18 protein-coding genes are annotated in these 20,418 nt (G+C 63.2%); 6 read left to right on the top strand and 12 right to left on the bottom strand.

Features of this window, described 5'->3' with window-relative positions; all coding sequences use genetic code 11:
- The first annotated feature begins 138 nt into the window (after nucleotides 1-138).
- The 3 genes from BW992_RS24155 to BW992_RS27000 all read left to right on the top strand — a co-directional run bounded on the left by BW992_RS24155 (nucleotide 139) and on the right by BW992_RS27000 (nucleotide 3,371).
- The gene (locus tag BW992_RS24155) at nucleotides 139-2,010 is read left to right on the top strand and encodes a SurA N-terminal domain-containing protein (protein WP_072430381.1); all 1,872 of its coding nucleotides are present in this window, start codon (nucleotides 139-141) and stop codon (nucleotides 2,008-2,010) included.
- 222 nt (nucleotides 2,011-2,232) lie between these two features.
- Nucleotides 2,233-3,114: a DUF2242 domain-containing protein gene (locus BW992_RS24150; protein WP_072430382.1), complete on the top strand. Its 882-nt coding sequence runs from the start codon at nucleotides 2,233-2,235 to the stop codon at nucleotides 3,112-3,114.
- A 74-nt stretch (nucleotides 3,115-3,188) separates the two neighbouring features.
- Entirely contained in the window at nucleotides 3,189-3,371 is a 183-nt protein-coding gene (locus tag BW992_RS27000; RefSeq protein WP_143007925.1) for a hypothetical protein, read from the top strand.
- A gap of 27 nt (nucleotides 3,372-3,398) precedes the next feature.
- On the opposite strand, the gene BW992_RS24145 is transcribed toward BW992_RS27000, so the two are convergent.
- Nucleotides 3,399-4,436, bottom strand: a complete 1,038-nt coding sequence (locus BW992_RS24145) for an AraC family transcriptional regulator (protein WP_072430383.1) — start codon at nucleotides 4,434-4,436, stop codon at nucleotides 3,399-3,401.
- Between the two features lies 1 nt (nucleotide 4,437).
- Complete coding sequence (locus BW992_RS24140; RefSeq protein ID WP_072388879.1) at nucleotides 4,438-5,568, bottom strand: carbon-nitrogen hydrolase family protein; 1,131 nt, start codon at nucleotides 5,566-5,568, stop codon at nucleotides 4,438-4,440.
- Between the two features lie 391 nt (nucleotides 5,569-5,959).
- Between BW992_RS24140 and BW992_RS24135 the strand changes: the two genes are divergently transcribed.
- Together BW992_RS24135 and BW992_RS24130 are read left to right on the top strand one after the other, a co-directional pair.
- A complete protein-coding gene (locus BW992_RS24135; RefSeq protein ID WP_072430384.1) occupies nucleotides 5,960-7,999 on the top strand; it encodes an oxidoreductase in 2,040 nt (679 codons plus the stop codon).
- A gap of 181 nt (nucleotides 8,000-8,180) precedes the next feature.
- A complete protein-coding gene (locus tag BW992_RS24130; RefSeq protein ID WP_072388875.1) occupies nucleotides 8,181-9,089 on the top strand; it encodes a 1-aminocyclopropane-1-carboxylate deaminase/D-cysteine desulfhydrase in 909 nt (302 codons plus the stop codon).
- Between the two features lie 7 nt (nucleotides 9,090-9,096).
- On the opposite strand, the gene BW992_RS24125 is transcribed toward BW992_RS24130, so the two are convergent.
- Together BW992_RS24125 and BW992_RS24120 are read right to left on the bottom strand one after the other, a co-directional pair.
- Nucleotides 9,097-9,645: a cytochrome b gene (locus BW992_RS24125; RefSeq protein WP_072388873.1), complete on the bottom strand. Its 549-nt coding sequence runs from the start codon at nucleotides 9,643-9,645 to the stop codon at nucleotides 9,097-9,099.
- Nucleotides 9,646-9,763: 118 nt separating this feature from the next.
- A complete protein-coding gene (locus tag BW992_RS24120) occupies nucleotides 9,764-11,167 on the bottom strand; it encodes a type VI secretion system Vgr family protein (RefSeq protein ID WP_076407215.1) in 1,404 nt (467 codons plus the stop codon).
- Between the two features lie 218 nt (nucleotides 11,168-11,385).
- Here BW992_RS24120 and BW992_RS24115 point away from each other — a divergent pair, with 218 nt between their 5' ends.
- Nucleotides 11,386-12,090, top strand: coding sequence for a YebC/PmpR family DNA-binding transcriptional regulator (locus tag BW992_RS24115; RefSeq protein WP_072388869.1), 705 nt, complete (start codon nucleotides 11,386-11,388; stop codon nucleotides 12,088-12,090).
- A 175-nt stretch (nucleotides 12,091-12,265) separates the two neighbouring features.
- On the opposite strand, the gene BW992_RS24110 is transcribed toward BW992_RS24115, so the two are convergent.
- The 8 genes from BW992_RS24110 to BW992_RS24075 form a co-directional block, all read right to left on the bottom strand.
- Nucleotides 12,266-13,600, bottom strand: coding sequence for a leucine-rich repeat-containing protein kinase family protein (locus tag BW992_RS24110; RefSeq protein ID WP_076407384.1), 1,335 nt, complete (start codon nucleotides 13,598-13,600; stop codon nucleotides 12,266-12,268).
- Between the two features lie 223 nt (nucleotides 13,601-13,823).
- Complete coding sequence (locus BW992_RS24105) at nucleotides 13,824-14,870, bottom strand: ABC transporter substrate-binding protein (RefSeq protein ID WP_072388867.1); 1,047 nt, start codon at nucleotides 14,868-14,870, stop codon at nucleotides 13,824-13,826.
- An 18-nt stretch (nucleotides 14,871-14,888) separates the two neighbouring features.
- Nucleotides 14,889-16,004, bottom strand: coding sequence for an NAD(P)/FAD-dependent oxidoreductase (locus BW992_RS24100; protein ID WP_072430389.1), 1,116 nt, complete (start codon nucleotides 16,002-16,004; stop codon nucleotides 14,889-14,891).
- Nucleotides 16,001-17,356, bottom strand: a complete 1,356-nt coding sequence (locus tag BW992_RS24095; RefSeq protein ID WP_072388863.1) for an FAD/NAD(P)-dependent oxidoreductase — start codon at nucleotides 17,354-17,356, stop codon at nucleotides 16,001-16,003. Before BW992_RS24095 ends, BW992_RS24100 begins: the two co-directional genes overlap by 4 nt.
- A 43-nt stretch (nucleotides 17,357-17,399) precedes the next feature.
- Entirely contained in the window at nucleotides 17,400-17,690 is a 291-nt protein-coding gene (locus BW992_RS24090; protein ID WP_072388861.1) for a (2Fe-2S)-binding protein, read from the bottom strand.
- Between the two features lie 7 nt (nucleotides 17,691-17,697).
- Entirely contained in the window at nucleotides 17,698-18,492 is a 795-nt protein-coding gene (locus BW992_RS24085) for an ABC transporter permease (RefSeq protein ID WP_072388860.1), read from the bottom strand.
- Between the two features lie 6 nt (nucleotides 18,493-18,498).
- Nucleotides 18,499-19,368 (bottom strand): ABC transporter permease, encoded by an 870-nt coding sequence (locus BW992_RS24080; protein ID WP_072388858.1) that lies wholly within the window; start codon nucleotides 19,366-19,368, stop codon nucleotides 18,499-18,501.
- Nucleotides 19,365-20,390 carry an ABC transporter ATP-binding protein gene (locus BW992_RS24075; RefSeq protein ID WP_072430392.1) on the bottom strand — a complete coding sequence of 342 codons (1,026 nt, stop codon included), beginning with the start codon at nucleotides 20,388-20,390 and terminating at the stop codon, nucleotides 19,365-19,367. The genes BW992_RS24080 and BW992_RS24075 overlap by 4 nt, the downstream gene beginning before the upstream one ends.
- Nucleotides 20,391-20,418: the final 28 nt, after the last annotated feature.

Genomic DNA, 20,418 nt, shown 5'->3' with positions numbered 1-20,418 from the left:
AGGGCTCGCGGGTTCGAGCCCGGTCCGCTCCGCCAGTAACGAGAAGGCGCATCCTCGGATGCGCCTTTCTTCTATCCGGATTCTACCCACGCTCCACGGTTGCCTAATTTTTGAAGTTCAACCGTTTCTGGGGGACGCATGCTGCAGAATATCAGGGACAATTCACAGGGCTGGATTGCCAAGACCATCATCGGAGTCATCGTCGCACTGATGGCGTTGACCGGTTTCGATGCCATTTTTCAAGCCACCAGCAACAGCAATGAAGCGGCCAAGGTCAACGGCGAGAAAATCAGCCAGAACGAGCTGAGCCAGGCTGTCGATATGCAACGTCGCCAGCTCATGCAACAGCTGGGCAAGGATTTCGACGCCTCCTTGCTGGACGAAAAAATGCTGCGCGACTCGGCCCTCAAGGGGCTGATCGACCGCAAGCTGCTGCTGCAAGGCGCCCATGACGCGAAATTCGCTTTCTCCGAAGCCGCGCTGGACCAGGTAATCCTGCAGACACCTGAGTTCCAGGTCGACGGCAAATTCAGCGCCGAGCGCTTCGACCAGGTGATTCGCCAACTGGGCTACAGCCGTATGCAGTTCCGCCAGATGCTGGCCCAGGAAATGCTGATCGGCCAGTTGCGCGCCGGCCTGGCCGGCAGTGGCTTTGTCACCGATGCCCAGGTGCTGGCATTCGCCCGCCTGGAAAAACAGACCCGTGATTTCGCCACCCTCACCATCAAGAGCGACGCGTCGGCGGTGAAGCTGACCGATGACGAGGTCAAGGCTTATTACGACAAGCACGCCAAGGAGTTCATGACTCCCGATCAGGTGGTGATCGATTACCTTGAACTGAAGAAGGCCTCGTTCTTCGATCAGGTCAGCGTCAAGGATGAAGACCTGCAGGCGGCTTACCAGAAGGAAATCGCCAACCTGTCCGAGCAACGTCGGGCGGCGCATATTCTGATCGAGGTCAATGACAAGGTCACCGAGGCACAGGCCAAGGCCAGGATCGAGGACATCCAGGCTCGCCTGGCCAAGGGCGAATCGTTCGAAGCCCTGGCGAAGGAGTTCTCCCAGGATCCGGGTTCGGCGAACAATGGCGGTGATCTCGGCTATGCCGGTCCGGGTGTCTACGACCCGGAATTCGAAAAGGCCCTGTATGCCTTGAACAAGGATCAGGTGTCCGCGCCGGTGCGTACCGATTTCGGTTTCCACCTGATCAAGCTGTTGGGCGTCGAGGCGCCTGAGGTGCCGAGTTTTGCCAGCCTCAAGGACAAGCTGACCCGCGAACTGAAGACTCAGCAAGTGGAGCAGCGTTTCGTGGAGGCGACCAAGCAACTGGAAGATGCCTCTTTCGAAGCCTCCGATCTGGCCCAGCCGGCCCAGGACCTGAAACTGACCGTTCATACGTCCGCGCCGTTCGGTCGCGAAGGTGGGGAAGGGATCGCGGCCAACCGCGCCGTTGTCACCGCCGCGTTCAGCCCGGAAGTACTCGATGATGGCGCCAACAGCACCGCCATCGAACTGGACCCGGAAACCGTCGTCGTGCTGCGCGCCAAGGAACACCGCAAGCCCGAGCAGCTTCCCCTGGAGCGCGTCGAAACGGCCATTCGCGCCCAGTTGACGAAGGAGCATGCCAGCGCGGCAGCCAAGACCCGGGCGGACGAATTGATCGTTAGCCTGCGCGAAGGCAAGACCGCACTGGACAAGCCTGTCGATGGCCAGGGCTGGAAAGTCACCGAGGCGGCGACTCGCAGCCAGGAAGGCATCGATCCAGCCGTTCTGCAGGCACTGTTCCGCATGCCCAAGCCGGAATCCAAGGACAAGCCGACGTTCACCAGCGTCACCTTGCCTGATGGAAGCCTGATGATCGTGCGCCTGAACGGGGTGAACGAGGCGGCGGCGCCGACCGACGCAGAGAAAGCCGAATACCGTCGCTACCTGGCCTCCCGAATTGGTCAGCAGGACTTCGCGGCTTATCGCAAGCAGCTGGAGAGCGAAGCGGACATCAAGCGGTACTGATGCTCCGGTAGTTCGCTTCACAAAAGACCCCGACTGGAAAGTCGGGGTTTTTTGTTTCTGCGCGTTGCGATTAACAGGATGTTCATCGATCCGCCGGGTTTGTGTCTTTTTCCGATAAACATCCCCCGGTAGACTTGTAACCCCTTTGAGACACGAATCCCCACATCACCGGAAGCGTTGTGTTGCACAATGCGCCCCGGACCGTTTTCTTCAGGATGTTCAATGTTCAGATCATTTCACATGCGCACCGTCGGGCTGGCACTGATGCTGGCTGTCGCAGCCGGTTGCTCGTCGAAGAAAGCCGCCATTTACGAGCATGAGAACTTCGATGACTCCGGTACCTATTCCCGGACCTATCCGGTGAGCGATGCAGCGACCTGCGAGGCCGGGCGCCGTGCGCTGCTCAGCCAGGGCTACATCATTACCAGCAGCGATCCGAAACTGGTCAGCGGCCACAAAAGCTTCCAGCAGACCGGTGATACTCACATGGAGATCAGCTTCAACCTGGTCTGCGCGCAGGACAGCGGCACCGGACACCGTTCGACCATGTTCGCCAACGCGCTGCAGGACCGTTACGCGCTGAAGAAGATCAACAACTCCGCCAGCCTGGGCGTGGGAGTGCTGGGGTCGGTGTCGATGCCCATCGGTTCGTCGGATGATTCGATGGTCAAGGTCGCCAGTGAAACGGTATCGGCGGCCAAGTTCTATGAGCGTTTCTTTGCGCTGGTGGAGGCATTCCTGCCAGCGGAAGCGAAGAAGGGCGCTGAAAGTGCCGATAAACCGAAAGCTGAGCTGGGCGTTCCGGAAACCAGGGTAGAGCCTGCCGCGTTGACGCCTGCGCCGATGCCGGAGCCGTCAGCCCCGGCGCCCGTAGCGCCGACGCAGCAGGAAGCTGCGCCAGCCCCGGCTCAGGTCCTCCCAGCGGCCTCGGAACCAGTGGTGCCTCCTGCGGAACCTGCGCCAATCGCGCCCAGTGAAGTAGCGCCATCAGGGGAGGCCGTGCCCGTTACAGCGCCGGAGCCGACCCAGGAGCCCATCACGCCGCCCCCGCCCAGTGACCTGCCGCCTCCCTCTGAACCCATCCAGCCGCTGCCTGCCTCGTGAAGCCTTGTGGCGAGGTTGAAATACCTTGCCACAGATCACCCTTTAATTTCCTGCCGTTGTGCTACGTTTAATTCATGAAGCTTTTGCTTCATGTTTTATTCATAAAGCAGCTTTATGCTGATACCAGCGCCATCAGGCATCGGTTTCAACGAACAGGGGAAGGATTCGCAATGGACGACTATCAGGAAGAGCTGCTGGAATATCAGGCGTATGAGCTGGACCCGCCGGAACCCGCCGAGGACGCCACCGAGCTGTAGGAAGGCAGCAGGCGGCGGGCTCGAGGCTCATTTGTTCCGATGACTGCGACGAAACTCTCCGGGCGTCTGGCCATTCCAGCGCTTGAACGCGCGTTGAAATGCTTCGGCTGAGGCAAACCCCAGCAAATAGGCGATTTCACCGAACGCCAGTTCAGTGTCGCGAATGTAAGTCATGGCCAGGTCGCGCCGAGTGTCGTTGAGAATGGCGCGAAATTGTGTGCCTTCTTCCGCCAGTTTTCGGCGTAGCGTCCAGGTCGGTAGCTTCAGGCGTGCCGCCACTTCTTCCAGGCCGGGTTCACGGCCACCGCTGAGCAACGGCCCCAGCAGTTGGATGATGCGCTCGCGCAGGCTGCGGGTGCGGGTGAGTTGTTCCAGTTCCCGTTCACACAGTTGCAGCAGGTGCCGCCAAGTGCTGGGGCAGTGCTGTGGGTTGCGCTGGGCGAGGCTTTCCAGGCCCAGGCGCAACTGGTTCTGTTCGGCCCCGAATACGATCGGGCAATCACCGAGTGCCCGGTAGGCTTCCAGGTAGGCCGGCGCTTCGAATTCGATCTCTATGCGCTCGGCTCGCAGCGGGTTGCCGCTCACGCTGGAGAGCTGCTGGAGCCAGCCGGCGATGATCGAGTCCACGACGAAGCGGTTATAGGCGTTATACGGACTGATGGAATAGAACCGTACCCAGGCGCCCTGGGCATCTTCGTGAAAGCTCGATTGACCACGGTAGTTGGAGCCGTAGAGCGGCTCGAAGCGAACCATGCAGCGTGCGGCTTCGCGGACCGTCGGGGCCTGGGCCGCGGTGACACCAGCCAGGCCAGCCTGGCTCAAGCGGCTGAAGCGTCCCATGCGCAGGCCCAGGGCCGGGTCTGCCGTCTGCTGGATCGCGGCATGGCCCAGGCGCATGTAGCGTGGAATCGACAACCGTGCCCCAGGCTCCGCCAGGCGTGCGGCATCGAGGCCATATTGTTCCAGCAAGGGCTGGGGATCCTGTCCGTGGCTGGCGACCGCATCGGCCAGGCTATGGACGAAACCCACTGACAGGTCCCCCAGGCGCATCGGCTGCGGTTTCATGCTACAACCACAGGTTCAGCAAGCGCGCGCCACGGGCTTCGCCGTCAGGGAAATGCTGGCCGCCGTGGCTGATAAAGCTTTGGCCGGCGCTTCCGTTGTCCCAGAACTGCCCCCGCAGGAACACGCTGACGCCGCCCTTGGCCTGGCTGATGGGCAACTGGCTGGTCAGGGTCAGGCGATGCCAGGCCTGGCCTTCGCTCACTTCTCCGGGCTTGAGGCTGACCTCGCTGGGGGTGGAGAGGCCTTTATAGCCGCTCCAGGGTTCGTTCCAGGTGTCTCGTCCCAGGACAAAGGCGGGGACGGCGATCAGTTGTGCGCCCTGTTCGTTGAGTTGTCGATAATAGACCGGGTACCAACTGTCGCTGCCGATCAGCACCCCCAGGCGTCCGGCCGGGGTGTCGATGACGCGAGGTGTGTCGGAGCGTTCGCTACCCAGTACCTCGTGTTGATCGAATACAGGATGCTGCTGGCGCTGAGGTTGCCCGAGCGGTCGGCCATCGCGACCGAACACCAGGCTGCTGTTGTACAGCGCGCCCGGACCTATCCGCAGTTCGCCCTCGCTGACGCTGGGCTCGGGCAGTACGATGGAGCCGGCCACCAGGGTCACGCCAAACTCCTTGGCCAGGCCGCCAAACAGCGCCTGGTACTCATGGGCCATGCCCTGGGCCTTCATGCGCAAGTACGCATCGTCCAGTCGTTTATCGCCCTCGGCAGCGAGCAAGGCCCGGATAAAGGCCAACGGGTTGCTGACGGCCAGCCAGTTCATCGCTTCCTTCAATGTCCCAGCCTGATACAGCTCGTCCTTTTCACCGCTGATCATCAGCCACGTACCGATGTGCTCGGGCAAGACCACGATGGTTTTTTCGTTGACGAAGCCCTGGTCGCGGGCAGCCTGCAGATAGGCCGCGAGTTTGCGATGCAGTCGCTCGGGGCTCTGGTAATCCGTGGGGAAGAGCTCGGGCTGGATACCCAGCAGATTGCCTTGATCGGCGGGGATGCCCTGGTCGACCGCCAGGTTGATGCGCAGGTCCGACAGGTAATGGCCCGCCGGACGATCCGCCGTCCACAGCGCGTAGGTGACCAGGGCGGCAATCGAGGCCAGTGAAAACAACAGGTACAAAAGTTTGCGCATGGGGGAACAGTCAACGGCCTTGTGCGGTTCGTGATGCTTGAAGTGTCACGGGCAGGGTACGGTAAAACAAGGGATTAGCAAAAGGATGCGTGCAATCCGGGGAGCACCTGTCTGCCATGCGAGGGCGCAAGGTGACCGACACGGATCCCTGGCCATCGCGAACAGGTTCGCGCAAGCAGGATCGCAGGTGTTCGGGGGAGAAGGGGCGCTACAGCAGCTGGTCGGCGGGTGGTAAGTGATGGGATGGGGTGCTGCACATTTGGATCATCAAGTTGTCAGTTACGGTCATTGAGCCGTTGCGCCGTGGCTCTTAGGCTGTCGGGCATGACAGATGGGGGCCACCAGAGTCTCCGCATTTTTTTCTGTGATTTTACCCGTTGTGGAGTGACCGATGACCGCCTCTCATTACCCGCACCTGCTCGCCCCGCTGGACTTGGGTTTTACCACGCTGCGCAACCGCACCCTGATGGGGTCGATGCACACCGGCCTTGAAGAAAAGCCCGGTGGTTTCGAGCGCATGGCGGCCTATTTTGCCGAGCGTGCCCTTGGAGGGGTGGGACTGATGGTCACCGGTGGTATCGCGCCGAACGACGAGGGCGGCGTTTACTCGGGGGCGGCCAAGCTGACCACCGAGGAGGAAGCCCTCAAGCACCGCATCGTCACCCGGGCCGTCCATGAGGCCGGCGGCAAGATCTGCATGCAGATTCTCCATGCCGGCCGCTATGCCTACAGCCCTCGGCAAGTGGCGCCGAGTGCGATCCAGGCGCCGATCAATCCATTCAAGCCCAAGGAGCTGGACGAAGAGGGCATCGAGAAACAGATCAGCGATTTCGTGACCTGCTCGGTATTGGCCCGCCAGGCGGAATACGACGGTGTCGAAATCATGGGCTCCGAAGGTTATTTCATTAACCAGTTCCTGGCGGCCCACACCAATCACCGCACCGATCGCTGGGGTGGCAGTTATGAAAACCGCATGCGCTTGCCCGTGGAAATCGTGCGTCGGGTACGCGAGGCGGTAGGTCCGGATTTCATCATCATTTTCCGCCTGTCGATGCTCGACCTGGTGGAAGGCGGTAGCAGCTGGGAGGAAATCGTCCAGTTGGCCAGGGCCATCGAACAGGCAGGGGCGACGATCATCAATACGGGGATCGGCTGGCACGAAGCGCGGATCCCCACCATCGCCACCAAGGTACCGCGGGCCGCGTTCAGCAAGGTCACGGCCAAGCTGCGCGGTTCGGTGAGCATCCCGCTGATCACCACCAACCGTATCAACACGCCGGAAGTGGCCGAGCGGATCCTGGCCGAAGGCGACGCCGACATGGTCTCCATGGCGCGACCATTCCTGGCGGATCCGGCTTTCGTCAACAAGGCCGCCGCCGGCCGTGCGGATGAAATCAACACCTGCATCGGCTGCAACCAGGCCTGCCTCGACCATACCTTTGGCGGCAAGCTCACCAGTTGCCTGGTGAACCCGCGGGCATGCCATGAAACCGAGCTCAACTACCTGCCGGCGACCCAGGTGAAGAAAATCGCGGTGGTGGGGGCCGGTCCGGCCGGCTTGTCTGCGGCCACCGTAGCGGCCGAGCGAGGGCACCAGGTGACGCTGTTCGATTCGGCCAGCGAAATCGGTGGGCAGTTCAACATTGCCAAACGCGTCCCGGGCAAGGAAGAGTTCTACGAGACCCTGCGTTATTTCAATCGCAAGTTGCAGACCACCAACGTCGAACTGTGCCTCAACACCCGGGTGGATGTGGCGCAACTGGTGGCGGGTGGTTATGACGAGATCATCCTCGCCACCGGCATCGCGCCGCGAGTACCGGCGATTCCGGGGGTGGAGCACGCCAAGGTCCTGAGCTACCTGGATGTGATCCTGGAGCGCAAGCCGGTGGGCCGCAGCGTGGCGGTCATCGGGGCCGGTGGCATCGGTTTTGACGTTTCGGAGTTTCTGGTTCACCAGGGCGTTGCCACCAGCCAGGATCGGGAAGCGTTCTGGAAGGAGTGGGGCATCGACAGCCGTCTCGAGGCACGGGGCGGCGTCGCCGGGATCAAGGCCGAGCCCCATGCGCCGGCGCGGCAAGTATTCCTGTTGCAGCGCAAGACCTCCAAGGTCGGCGATGGCCTGGGCAAGACCACCGGCTGGATTCACCGCACCGGCCTGAAGAACAAGCAGGTGCAGATGCTCAACAGTGTCCAGTACCTGAAGATCGACGACGAAGGTCTGCACATCCGCATCGGTGACGCTGGCGAGCCCCAGGTGCTGGCAGTGGACAACATTGTCATCTGTGCCGGCCAGGACCCGCTGCGCGAACTGCAGGAAGGCCTGGAAGCGGCGGGTCAGACCGTCCACCTCATCGGTGGCGCCGACGTGGCGGCGGAACTGGATGCCAAACGGGCAATCAACCAGGGCTCGCGGCTGGCGGCGCAGCTGTAGGAAAAGATCGCCCGTTCACTCCGAACGGGCTTGCCCGCGAAAGGTGGATGGGTTTGCCGACCTGTTGAACGTGCCGGCTTCTTCACGGGCAAGCCCGCCCCCAAAAGGGGCGTCAGGAAGTGGACGGTCATCGACGACCGAGCTGTTAAGATGCCGGTTCGTTCCTATCCGGCTTGCTTCAATGCTGCTTGGCGCTCTCGACTGGCATCCTCGACCTCGACTCGAACCCCTTCATCTGGATTGGCTCGCCCGTGCCGGTGTCGAGGTGGCGGTGCTGCGCCTGGACCGGATCGATCCGCTGATCAGCGGTAACAAGTGGTTCAAGCTGCTTCATCATCTGCACTCGGCCCATGAGGTGGGTGCCGAGGGCATCATGAGCCTGGGGGGCGCCTACTCCAACCATCTGCATGCCCTGGCCGCGGCCGGCAAACGCTTCGACTTCCCCACGGTCGGCCTGTTGCGCGGTCATCCCCGACAAACGCCCACGGTGCTTGATCTCATGGCGTTCGGCATGGAGCTGCACTGGCTGGGCTACGGTGGATACCGTGAACGGCACGCGGTGGATTTCTGGACGCCGTGGCGGGCGCGTTATCCGCAGCTATACCCGGTCCCCGAGGGCGGTTCAGGATTGCCCGGCGCGCAAGGCTGCATGGCCTGGGTGGCCAGTGTCCGTGAGCAACTGCCAAGGCTGGGATGGGCGGACTATCATGGTTGGTGGCTGGCATGCGGCACCGGGACGTCATTGGCGGGGTTGGTCCTGGCCGAGGCGGGGGAACATACGGTCCATGGTGTGCTCGCGGTGCCGCCGGACCACGGCGTGGCGTTGCAGGTGTCCAGTCTCTTGAAAGAAGCAGGATTCGCCGATCTGCCTTATGAATTGCATGACGGCAGCCGGGGTGGTTTCGCCCGGGTCGATGCCGAGCTCAGCGCCTTCGTCGCGGACACCCGGGCAATCGAACTGGAGCCGTTGTACACCGGCAAGGCACTGATGATGCTCAAGACCAGGGTCGAAGCCGGGCAGTTCGCACCGGGCACTCGCCTGGTTTTCGTCCATACCGGCGGCCTGCAGGGTCGCCGGGGATTCGAATGAGGGTGGGTCAGCCGCGCTTGGGCATCATTCGCAGCAGTGTGTTATCGCGCACGATGTAGTGGTGATACAGCCCTGCCAGGGCGTGCAGGCCGATCAACCAATAGCCGATGGTCCCGCCCAGCACATGCCAGCCCTCGAGGCGTTTGGCGAAATCCTTGTCCTGGTCGACGAGCAACGGCAGATCGAACCCATAGAACATCACCTGATGTCCCTCGGCGCTGGTGATCAGCCAGCCCAGTAGCGGCATGGCGATCATGAACAGGTACAGCGCCCAATGCATCAGCCGCGCCAGGACGGTCTGCCAGGCAGGCGAAGCCGGAAAGATGGCCGGTGCCTTGCCGATGCTGCGGGCGAACAGGCGCAGCCAGACCAGCAGGAAAACCGTCAGGCCCAGCATGAAGTGCGCTTCCTTGATCAGGGTTCGACCGCCACTGCCCTTGGGGAAGATCCCGCGCAATTCGATGCAGGCATATACCACCGCCAGCAACACCAGCATCAGCCAGTGCAAGGTGACCGTGGCGGTACTGTAGCGGCTTTCGGAGCTTTTCCAGGGCATTGCAGTCTCTCCGGCAATCAGGGGGGAGCGCCGTCTTGGGCGGCGTTGCGCTTACTGTAAGCCCGTTTCGCCGGGTTTGCTTGTGCCAGGTCAATTTTTGCCCACCCCAGGGCATGTATCACGGTGTCGTGTCGGGTGGGTTGAGCAGCCAGTCGAACAGCAACCGTGAATCCCGGTTGTGCGACGATGGCAATGATGGCGCGACGACGCGCCCGCCATTGTCCATCGCTCCAGGGCACAGCACCGGTCGGTCGGGATCGCCATCGAGAAAGCTCACCAGCACTTCGCTGCCGGCGATGAGTACGCTGTGGCCGTTCAATATCTGCCGCGATACCGGCAGGGCGATGCCTTCCTGCTGAGGGTTCCAGAGGCTGACCCGGACCTGGCCATGCTCGTCGAACGGGGCCGGCTGGCCGGAAGGACCAAGCACATACGCAATGTGATAACCGGGAATGCAGGGCCTGGGGTGATCGAGTGCCGGCCTGTACACCGTAGACCAGGGGATGGCCGAGAAGCGGTTTCGGTAGTCCCGGACCGACGGTGCGGCCGACGGGTTCGCCTCGAGAATCGAGGATTGCCGTCCGCGATGTTCGATTTCGGTGATCAGCCATTGATCGTTGAAGGTGGAGACCGGGTGTCCGTCGATTTGCACGACATGACCGCTGCGCAGCGCGGGTTGGGCGCTATGGCCGTGGATCTCCCGCTGCCGGCAGCGCAGCCGCTCCAGGCTCCGGCGCCCGGCCTGGTGGGCGTGAGCCAGCGCTGGATTGCCCCGCAGCGCCTCGCGATCAGCAGCGTCGAAGGCATGATTGGCCGCATCGGTGGCGGCGTGGGGCGTCGCCCGGTCGCTGAAACGGTAGGTCGGGGCAGACGGTGTGGAACGGTGATGCTGGTACAGGTGCTCGATGGTCTGTTGGCCGCCAGCATCGGCACGCAGGGATAATTCGACAGATCGCGTAGGAAAGCTTTTTGGATCTTCCGCAAATACTGCGACGTGACCGTAGGGCGTGTGTTCGAAGTGGTAGTGGATGCCTTCTTCCTCGCACAGCCGTTGCAGCAGTGCCAGGTCGCTTTCCTCGTACTGGATACAAAAGGGGCGGCACGGATACTGCCCATGGGGCAGCTCGAAGCGGTAACCATGGGCGGGCAATGCGTGGTCTTCCAGCAAGCGCTGCAGGATCTGCACGACGCTGAGGCGATGGAAAACCCGTCGTTGCGGACCTTGTTCCAGGTTCTGGAGACAAGGAACCAGCGTCAGGCGATAGCCGATACGGTGCGCGGCAGGGGCGCTGAGGCCGACATCGTGCACGATCCCATGCACCCCGGACGAGCCGTCCAGGCGCAGGAAGGCCGGTTGCCCCAGTAGCGTGTCGGGGCTGATCGGCGGGGCCAGGCCGATCAGTTCGAGGTCGAAGCGATACGGCCGGTTGAGGGCTTCCCGACCACTGAACCGCAGCACTTGCAGGCGCAAGTCGCTTTGCGTGAGCGTCAGGCTGAAGGGGCTTTCCGTGTCGTTGCGCATTGCGGTGCTTACTTGGAGAAGAGGAGGCAACGAGGGTACGAAACCCTTGGGCAAAACGGAGGGGGCGAAGCGCAGTTTCAGAAATTCCCTACGCTACGTTGCGGAAATGTCGATTCCCCGGCTGCATTTTTTGGTCGATCAGCCGGTTTAGGCCGTATAAACTTGCGCCACAGCGCCGGCCGGCAGATGTCTCGGCGCGTCAGACAAGAGAGTGAGTAATGGGCGCACAGTGGAAGGTTAAACACAAAGAAGCGGCTGCCAACGCCAAGGGCAAGATCTTCGGCAAACTGGTGAAGGAAATCAGTATTGCCGCGCGAAACGGCGCCGATGTCGCCACCAATGCCCACCTGCGACTGGTGGTCGAACAGGCCAAGAAGGCCTCCATGCCCCGCGAGACCCTGGAGCGAGCCATCAAGAAGGGCTCCGGACAGCTCGGCGAAACCGTGCAATACCACCGCGTCACCTACGAAGGGTTCGCGCCGCATCAGGTGCCGCTGATCGTCGAGTGCGTGACCGACAACATCAACCGCACCGTTGCCGAGATCCGCGTCGCCTTCCGCAAGGGCCAACTGGGCGCTTCAGGTTCGGTGGCATGGGATTTCAACCATGTAGGCATGATCGAGGCCACGCCGGACACCCCGGACGCCGATCCGGAAATGGCCGCCATCGAGGCCGGTGCCCAGGATTTCGAGCCGGGCGAAGAGGGCGCGACCCTGTTCATCACCGATCCGACCGACCTTGACGCCGTACAGAAGGCGTTGCCGGAGCAAGGCTTCACCGTGCTGTCCGCCAAGCTGGGCTACCAGCCCAAGAACCCGGTCAGCGGCCTGACCGACGAACAGATGGCCGAAGTCGAAGCCTTCCTGGAGGGCCTCGACAACCATGACGACGTGCAGGACATGTTCGTCGGTCTGGCCGGCTGAGACGAAGGTCAGCCTCTGTGTTGTGAAACACAGGTTTCCCGTGGCGAGGGGATTTATCCCCGTTGGGCTGCGAAGCAGCCCTAAAACCCGACATCGCGGTGCGTCAGGTCGTTTGCATCGGGGCCGCTTCGCGCCCCGACGGGGATAAATCCCCTCGCCACCAGGATGGGTGAGCTCAGTGGGTATGGGAGTGATCAATTCGCTTGAGTTCGCTAAGCAAACCCTCAATCTCATCAAACCCCGGCCGAGCCAGTACCTGCGGCTGACAACAGCGCGCCTTCAATTCTTCCAGTGTTCCAAGCTCCACGACGCCGGGTTCGACCCGCTCCAGCAGTTCCCCCAGCAGAATCCCAAAGGCCCGCACTTCGATACGTTGCAATGCCCGGGTCTGCGCGCTGTCCGGGGTGTCGTGGAACGACGCTGCGCCGAAATCTCCCAACAGGCAGTCGCCTTGGTCATTGAATAGAATGTTGTGTCCGTACAGATCACCATGGGTGAGCCCTTGGCAATGGAGATGCGCCCCCACCGAGGCGATGCCGTGGGCGATGCGCAACGTTACGGGCAGACTCAAGCGCAGTTCATCGGCATATACATCGCGAGTGCAGGAGGCCAGGCTGGGCAGTCCGGCCAGGTTGCGATAGCTGGGCTCCACCAGGGCCATCACCAGCCCGGCCTGCCCCTGGGGATGACCGGCCACCTGACCCAGTACCTCGATCAGGTTCGGATGCCTGCCGGCGGTGATGCAGGCGTGCATTTCGTGCAATGGCGAGCCATCGCTGGTCATTTCGCCTTTATAGAGTTTCACCGCAACCTCCCTGGCCGCCTGGCCCGGCGGTTGCCATCGGGCCCGGTGGATCACACCCGAGGCGCCTTCCCCCAGCCGCTGTCGCAGAGCCAGTTGCGACCAGTCGATGGCGGGCGTGGCGTTCAACGGGGCGGCATTGGCCTGGGGCTCCAGCGGATTGCCGGCGTAGGCCAGCCAGCTGAGGCTGGGCAATGTCGACAGCCATTGCGGCAACTCCACCAGGCGGTTGGCGGCGACGCGCAGCAGTTCGAGTCGCTGGCATTGCCCCAGGCTTTGCGGTAGCTGCTGCAATCGGTTGCCGGCCAGCATGAGTTTCTGCAGATGGGGGCGTCGCCCCAGTTCATCCGGCAATCGACTGATGCGGTTGTCGGTCAGGATCAGCCAGCGCAACAGCGGCGGCAGGGCTGCCCCCGTGACACGTTCGATGCGGTTGGCCTTGAAGCCGACCATGGTCAGGGCGGCGCAGCGGCCCAGGCATTCGGGCAGTTCAGTGAAGCGGTTGTCCGAGCAGAACAGCACGCGCAATCGGCTCAGCCGATGCAAGTCGTCGGGCAATGTATCGAGCTGATTGCCGCTGAGGTCGAGGATCTCTAGGGAGTCGGCCAGCTCGAAGATTTCCCGGGGGAATTTCGTCAGGCCACATGCCAGTTTCAATCGGGTGGTCCCCGACAGTTGGCCGGCGCGGAGTTGGGCGAGGGTGTCCATGGAAAATTCGCTGTCGATCAGGAAAGGAGTCTGCAGCCATCGGGCCTGACACAGAACCTTGTGGCGAGGGGCTGCAAGGCAACCCAACGCCACAACCCGAACAGTCTGACACACCTTATGCCAGGCTTCAGGACAGCGCTTGCTGCGCCACGGTTTACCCCTCGCGTTGTACAAAAAAAGCGCCTGGGTGACGGTCGTCGCCTGGCGTCTTTTCAGGCAAGCCCTAGCGTTCGATGCTGCGGTTCCACCGCGCATTCCAGGCCGGACGCTGTTCGTTGACCTGGTCCCAATCCACGGCAATGGCGGTTTCCAGGTATTGCTTCATCGCCTCCACCTGGCCGCGAGTCTTGTCGGTGGTCGGGGTGTTGGGGTTGGACGGGATCTGGTCGCCTTCTTCCAGGGCGATGGCCTGGGCTTCGGGCGTCAACAGGAAGGCGGCGAGTTTCTGCGCCAGTTCAGGCTGGGTGTTGCGGGCGATGGCGCATTCGGCCACGTTGAGCACTACCGCGCCTTCCTTCGGTTGTGCGTATTCGACCGGCATGCCCTTGAGCTTGAGGGCAGTCACCTGGGTAGGCGTCAGTGGGAACAGCGCCGCTTCGTCGGTTTGCAGCATTTCGGAAATCTTCGCCGAGCTGGGGATGTATTCCAGCACGTTGCGCCCGACAGTGTCCGGCCAGGCCTTGAAGCCCGGTTCCACGTCGGTTTCATTGCCGCCCTGGATGCGGTTGAACATCAGGAAGCCGTGCAGGCCGAAGGTCGATGAGGCCACCGACTGGAACACCAGCTTGTCCTTGAAGCGCGGGTCGGCCATGTCCATCCAGGATGTAGGAGCGTTCCAGCCTTTTTCCTTGAACAACCGCGTGTTGTAGGCAAGTCCCGTGACACCGAGACTCACTGCCACGGCCTGGTCCTTGATGCGCCCCTTGGCCGGAATCTGCGCCAGGGTCGGGTTGTCCTCGAGTCTGTCGCACAGGCCCATGGCGATGGCGCGGTACATGATGCCGTCATCCAGGAACATGACATGCATCTGTGGATTGTCCTTGCTGGCTTGTACCTTCGCCAGGATGTCGGCGGACGTGCCGGGCACGATCACGACCTTGACGTTGTTGGCCTTCTCGAACGTCGGCAGGACCTTGTCGGCGTAGAGCCGCTCCATGGTTCCGCCGTTCATGCCCAGGTAGAGCGTCGGTTCGGCGTGTGCCTGGCCGATACCGAGCAAGGCGCTCAAGCAGGAAATACCCAGAAGTGCAGTGCGTTTGACGTTATTCATTGGCGCGACCTTCCTCTATCAAGCAACGGAGATGGAGTGGAACCGGGTGATGGAAAACGCATCCAGCGACGTGTTCGAAGCGCCGCAACAGATGATTTCGGTGAGCGCCTGGCCCACCGCGGGGCCGATCTGGAAGCCCGCGCCGGCAAAGCCGAACGCGTGCAACAGGCCGGGTTGGGTGCTGCTGGGGCCGATCACCGGTTGGCGATCGGGCAGGTAACCTTCGGTGCCGCTCCAGGTACGGATGGCCTGGGCACCCTCCAGGAACGGGTAGAGTTCGACCGCCTGGCGCAGGATTTCGAGCACCGCGTTCTGCCCGGGTCGGGCGCGGGCCTCGTCCAGGGCGAAACCCTGGCCGCCGCCCAGCACGCAATTGCCCCGAGCGACCTGGCGCGCATAGATCCCGCCGCCTTCCACCCCAGTGCTGGCATCCATCACCAGGGGCAGTGGTTCGGTGACCAGCATCGCCGGGTGCCCGGCATGCATGGGCACGGCTTCGCCGAACTGCGCGGCGAAATGGCTGGCCCAGGCGCCAGCACAGTTCAACAGCCAGGGAGCCTGGAGCCGCGGGCCCACCCGGGTACGCACGGTAAAGCGCTGGCCATCGTGCTCCACGCTGTCGACGGCGCATTGTTCATGGACCTGGGCGCCATGCCGGCGAGCGGCCTGGGCGAAGGCGGGGGACACCAGCCGTGGATTGGCGTGACCATCCTCCGGGCAGAAGGAGGCCCCGACCGCGACGGCACCGACCCAAGGGAAACGGGCATGCAGCTCATCGCGATCGAGCAGTTGCAGATCGAGGCCGAAGCCCTGGCTGGCGCTGGCATAATCGTGCAGTGCCCGCAGGTCCTCGGCGCTGCGGGCCAGTTTCAAGTGGCCGCTGCGCTGGTATTCACCGTCGATGCCGATCAGCTGCGGCAACTGGCTCCAGATTTCGTGGGCCCGTTGCGACAACGGCAGTTGCGACAGTGGCCGCCCCTGGCGCCGCACGCCGCCATAATTCACGCCGCTGGAGTGAGCGCCGCAGAAATCGCGCTCCAGCAACGCCACCCGGCGTCCGGCCTTGCTCAGGAACAAGGCCGCCGAGGCGCCGACGATACCGCCGCCGATGATGATCACGTCTACGTCGATCACGGCTCGACCTCCAGGCCAAAGGGCAACGGCTTGATCGGTGCCTGCGCCCGCAGGCGACCGATCCCACAGACGGGGCGGGCGCTTGCGCTGGCGATGATTTCCGCCGCGGCGGCACCGCACATGCGGCCCTGGCAACGGCCCATGCCGACCCGGCAATGGGCCTTGACCCGGTTGATCTCCCAGTGACCTTCAGCCACCACGCTGCGGATGTCGCCGGCGCTGACTTCTTCGCAGCGGCATATCATCAGCTCGTCGGCAGCATCCTTGGCCCAGTTCTCGGGGAAAGCGAAGGCACGTTCCAGGCCTTGTCGGAAATGGCCGATGCGTTCCAGGGTCTGTTCCAGCTGAGCGCATCGCTGCGGATCGACCCGGTAACCGAGATCTTCCAGTGCGGCCAGGGCCGCCCGCTCGCCGGCCATTTCCGCGGCATCGGCACCCATGATGCCGGCGCCGTCACCGGCCAGGTAGACACCGGGCACGCTGCTGCGACCGGCGTGGTCTCGTTGGGGCAGCCAGGCGCGGTTGAGGGGTTGCCAGGTGAACTGGCAGCCCAGCAGGTCGGCCAGTTGGGTTTCGCTGCGCAAGCCGTGGGCGAAAGCCAGCGCATCGCAAGCGATGGACTGCTCGCCTTGGGTGTCGCGCCATCGCACTGAGCGAACCCGTCGTTCGCCCTCGATATGCGTCAGGCTCGCGCCCTGGTGCACGGCGATGCCGTGGGCGGCCAGCCAGCCGCGGTAATAGAGGCCCTTGGCGAGGGTGAGGGGCTGCTTCAACAAGCCGGGCAGGGCCCGAGCCTGGCTACTGAAGGGCGAGCTGTCGAGCACCGCGACCACGTTGGCACCGGCCTTGGCGTATTGATAAGCCACCAGATAGAGCAAGGGGCCGCTGCCGGCGAACACCACCCGCTCGCCAATGGCGCAGCCCTGGAACTTCAACGCGATCTGGGCCGCGCCCAGGCTGTAGACTCCTGGCAAGGTCCAGCCTGGCACGGGCAGGATCCGGTCGGTGGCGCCTGTCGCGACGATCACACTGGCGTACTCGAGACGGGCGGCGCGGCCTTCATGCAGGGTGTCCAGCAGGCCGGCCTCGGCGTTCCACACCAGGGTGTCGGGGCGGTAGTCGAGTTGCTCGCGCAGCTCGTCGAGGGTCTGGTGGAGAGCGTTGGCTTTGTTTGCCTCGAAGCCATACAGCGCGGCGGGCGAGCGTTTGAAATTGGCCGGTTGGCGCCGATAGATCTGTCCGCCACCACGGGCGGCCTCGTCCAGCAGGACCGGAAAGACGCCATGGGCGACCAGGGTCTGGGCGGCACGGATCCCGGCCGGGCCGGCGCCGACGATGGCGATGGGTTTCATGACCACCTCGGGGAGTTGGCAGTGCCATGCCACGTACATGGATTCATATCTGGCGCCCCGGCTCGCGAGTGATCTGCTGTCCGGCTTCCAGCAGTGTGGAGCAGGCCCGCACGCGGCGGCCGTCACCCAGGCGCACCCAGCAATCCTGGCATGCGCCCATCAGGCAGAAACCGGCCCGGGGCTGGGCGCTGAAATCGCTGCCGCGCAAGTGGTCGCTGCAGGTCAGCACCGCGGTCAGCAAGGTGTCTCCCAGCAGACCGGTCGCCGGCATGCCGTCCAGGGTAAAGTCCAGGGCCGGGCGGTCGCCTTCGGCCAGTCGTTTCAGCAGAGCCATGGCGCCCTCATTGTTTGCCTACCAGGACCCGGTCCAGGCCATAAACCCGGTCGAGCAGAATCATGGTCAGCGCGGTAAGCGCAATGACCAGCGCCGACACCGCCGCCATCATCGGGTCGATGGACTCGGTGGCGTAGACGTACATGCGCACCGGCAAAGTCTGTGTCGCCGGCGAGGTGACGAAGATCGACAGCGTGACCTCGTCGAAACTGTTGATGAACGCCAGCAACCAACCTCCGGCCACCCCGGGCAGGATCATCGGCAGGGTGATCTGCCGAAACAGCGTGAACCGCCCGGCTCCCAGCGATTGCGCCGCCTGTTCGGCGCTGCGATCCAGGCCGATGGCCGAGGCCAGGACCAGACGCAGCACATAGGGCGTGATGACCAGCACGTGGGCGAAGATCAGCCAGGTGAAGTTGCCGTTCACGCCCATCAGCGCGAACAGCCGCAACAGCGCCACGCCCAGTACCAGATGGGGGATGATGATGGGCGACAGGAACAGACCGTTGAAGAAATCCCGGCCGGGAAACTCGAGGCGGGTGATCGCCAGGGCCGCCGGCACCGCGATCAACGTCGCCAGCGAGGCTGCGCAGAACGCCAGCACCAGGCTGTTGTAGAACGCATCGACGAAATCCGCACGCTCGAACACCGCGCGGAACCAACGCAGGGAAAACTCCGTGGTCGGCAGGCTCAGGGTGTTCTCCGGAGTGAAGGCAACCAGGCAGACCACCACCAGCGGCGCCAGCATGAACACCACCACCAGGCTATGAAACAACAGGGCGAAAGGACCGTTCCTGGACATGACGAATTACCCCAATGACTTCTTGTAGCGGCCTTCGATCATGCGATTCCACGACAGCATGATCAGCAGGTTGAGCAACAGCAGCGCGATGGCGATGGCGGCGCCCATGGGCCAGTTGAGCTCCGACAGGTACTGGTCGTAGATCAGCGTGGCGACCATCTTCAGGCGACGTCCGCCCAACAGGCCGGGGATGGCGAAGGAGCTGGCGGCCAGGCCGAACACGATCAGGGTGCCGGAAAGCACGCCGGGCATGATCTGCGGCAGCACCACCTTGCGTATCACCGTGAACTGGCTGGCGCCCAGGGACAGCGCGGCCTGTTCCGCCGCCGGATCGAGCTTCTGCAACGAGGTCCAGACCGGAATGACCATGAACGGCAACATCACGTGTACCAGGGCGATGACCACGGCGAACGGTGTGTAGAGCAGCTTCATCGGCGAGCCGCCGAGGGCCAGCAATGTCTGGTTGACCAGGCCATCGGCGCCCAGCAGCAGGCTCCAGCCGAAGGCGCGCACCACCACCGAAATCAGCAGCGGCGTGAGAATCAGGATCAGGAAAATCGAACGCCATGGGGCGCCCATGCGGCTGAGGATGTACGCCTCGGGCACGCCGATCGCCACGCACAGCAGCGTGGTCAGGGCGCTGATCCAGAAAGTGCGCAGAAAGATCTCGTAGAAGTACGGATCGCCCAGCAGGCTGACGTAGTGCTCGAAGGTGTAGGCGTTGCTGTCGATGCCCGAGCCATAGTCGAAGACATTGAACGACAGCACCAGCGTCAGGCCCAGGGGAATGACCAGCAAGCCCAGGTACAGGGCCAGGGCCGGTGCGGACATCAGGTAACCCTGGCGGCCCCGGCGTATGGCGTCCAGGCGCTTCATGCCCGCACCTCGTCCACACTCAGCACGCGCAGCAATGCCGGGTCCCAGTCAAGGCCGACGACCGTGCCTTCGGTGATGGGAGCGCCGCCATCGTTGCGGCGCACCACGCACAACTCGCCCAGGCTGGTCGAGACACCGTAGAGCCACTGGCTGCCCAGGAAGAAGCGATTGACGATGGTGCCTTGCAGGCGCCCCGTACCTGCCGGGCACAGGTCGATCTTTTCCGGGCGCAGGCTCAGGGTCAGGTCCCCGTTGCCAAGAGGGCAGGCCTGGATGACACCGGCGCTGTCCCGTGCGCCGGGCAACAGGTTGGCCTTGCCGACGAAGCCGGAAATGAAGGTGGTGCGTGGGTGTTCGTAGAGGGTATACGGCGCGTCGATCTGAGTGATGCGCCCGGCCTGCATCACCACGACCCGGTCGCTGATGGACAGCGCTTCGGATTGGTCGTGGGTCACCATCAAGGTGGTGATGCCGACCTCCCGCTGGATGCGGCGAATCTCGAATTGCATTTCTTCGCGCAGGTTGGCGTCGAGGTTGGACAGCGGCTCGTCGAGCAACAGCACCGGCGGCTCGATCACCAGCGCCCGGGCCAATGCCACGCGTTGGCGCTGGCCGCCCGAGAGTTCGCGCGGGTAGCGCTCGGCATGCCGGTCCAGGCGTACCAGTTTGAGCACCCGATCCACCCGTGGCTGCAGCTCGGCGTTGGGGATTTTGCGCATGCGCAGGCCGAAGGCGACATTGTCCCGGACGGTCATGTGGGGGAACAGCGCATAACTCTGGAACACCACCCCCAGGCCCCGGCTTGCCGGCTTGGCGTGGGTGATGTCGCGACCGTCCAGCAGGATGCGGCCGCTGCTGACCTCGACGAAGCCGGCGATCATCTGCAGCGTGGTGGTCTTGCCGCAGCCGGACGGCCCCAGCAGCGAGACGAACTCGCCTTTTTCCACCGAGAGGTTGGTGGCGACCACGGCGTCGATGTCGCCGTAACGTTTACTCAAGTCTTCAAGTTGCACGAAAGCCATGACTGCGTTCCACCTGGGTTTGTTATGC

This window comes from Pseudomonas sp. 7SR1, assembly GCF_900156465.1.
Classification (GTDB): domain Bacteria; phylum Pseudomonadota; class Gammaproteobacteria; order Pseudomonadales; family Pseudomonadaceae; genus Aquipseudomonas.
Note: the sequence above shows the minus strand (reverse complement) of the source record. Positions and strands in the feature narration are given on the sequence as shown.